Origin of the sequence: Pseudomonas sp. P7758, from assembly GCF_013386485.1 — a bacterium.
Lineage (GTDB): Bacteria > Pseudomonadota > Gammaproteobacteria > Pseudomonadales > Pseudomonadaceae > Aquipseudomonas.
The window spans coordinates 1-1,412 of record NZ_JACARS010000229.1 but is presented as its reverse complement, the minus strand read 5'-3'; the positions used below and the strand labels follow the sequence as shown (position 1 = coordinate 1,412).

Annotated in this window: 1 pseudogene; it reads right to left on the bottom strand. The window is 56.2% G+C overall.

The window, feature by feature from the left end:
* Nucleotides 1-1,342 (bottom strand): annotated as a pseudogene (locus HX873_RS30930) (IS3 family transposase); the annotation flags it as partial.
* Between the last annotated feature and the right edge of the window lie 70 nt (nt 1,343-1,412).

Below are 1,412 nucleotides of genomic sequence, written 5' to 3'. Positions count from 1 at the left end.
TCGGTGTTGTACCAGGTCATAAAGTCCCTCACCCAAACACGCGCATCATCCAGGCTGCTAAAACCATCTAGTGGCCACTGCGGGCAGTATTTCAGCGTCCTGAACAGTGATTCCGAATACGGGTTGTCATTGCTGACGCGCGGTCGACCACGAGATGGCGTGATGCCCAGATCGTACATCTTGGTCAGCAGCGTCACCGACTTCATCGGCGCGCCGTTGTCAGAGTGCAGCACCAGCGGCTGGCGCCAGCACTGTTCCTGGGTCACGCTTCGTTGCAGTAACACTGCTGCTTTTTCACCACTTTCTACGTCGTAAACTTCCCAGCCCACCGCCTTTCGGCTGTAGATATCTTCGATCAGGTAGAGGTAGTAAAACTTCCCTCGAACGGGTGACGGCAGGTACGTGATGTCCCACGACCACACCTGATTAGCGGCTGTCGCCGCATGAGTGGTGGGTGCCGGATGACGATGAGGTCGCTTGGCACGTGAACGACGATGTTGCTGGCCTGCGGCATGCAACACACGATAAAACGTCGCCTCTGAGGCTACATAACGCCCCTCGTCCGCCAGTTGTGGCACGATCTGACTCGGGGGCAGATGCGCGTAAGCCTTGCTGTTGCACAGCGCTACGATGGTCTGGCGCTCGAAATCGCTGAGCGCATTGCTGGGCACGGGTCTTGAGGTTGTGGTACGCCCATCGGCCAGTATTTTTTCAGGCAAACTCCAGCGTTGCAGTGTCCGTAGCGAAATGCCGACCTCCAGACAAGCAGGCGCCCTGCGGGCGCCCGCCGCGATGGCTTCATTGAGCCAACCAACGAGTAAATACCGTTCTGGCAACAAGGTCAGTTGCCCTCGTCGTCGCTCCCCCAGTAGGCATTGAGCTTTTTTCGCAACACCAGTAACGCCGCTGTCTCAGCCAATGCCGCATCCTTGCGCCGCAGTTCGCGCTCAAGCTCGCGGATACGGTTTTTATCGTTCTTCGACTGGCCGGTGTTTACATTATTAACCTTTGTTTGCTGGGTGCTACTGGCGATAAATGCATTGCGCCAATCAGTGATTTGCTCAGGAAAAATCCCTTTTCGCCGGCAGTACTCACCCAGTTCCAGCTCTGACAGAGCTGCTGTTTCTATGATGACCGCCATTTTGGATTCGGCTGACCAATTCTCAACAGGTTGTTTGGTGTCGGACAATTGCGTTCCTCTGGCAGCGGCTTGCTTGCGCCAATAATGGAGAGACATATCGCTGCAACCTTCGCGGCGAGCGACCTCCGCCGCCGAGAGGCTCAGGGGCGGAAGCATCATTTTTAGCAGCGCAGCTTTGCGCTCTTCTGAGTAGAAAGGCATGACCATACTCTTGCCGCCCCCGGAATGTTTTTAAAAAGTGGGGGCACGACAACTACCCTGACACCGGGGG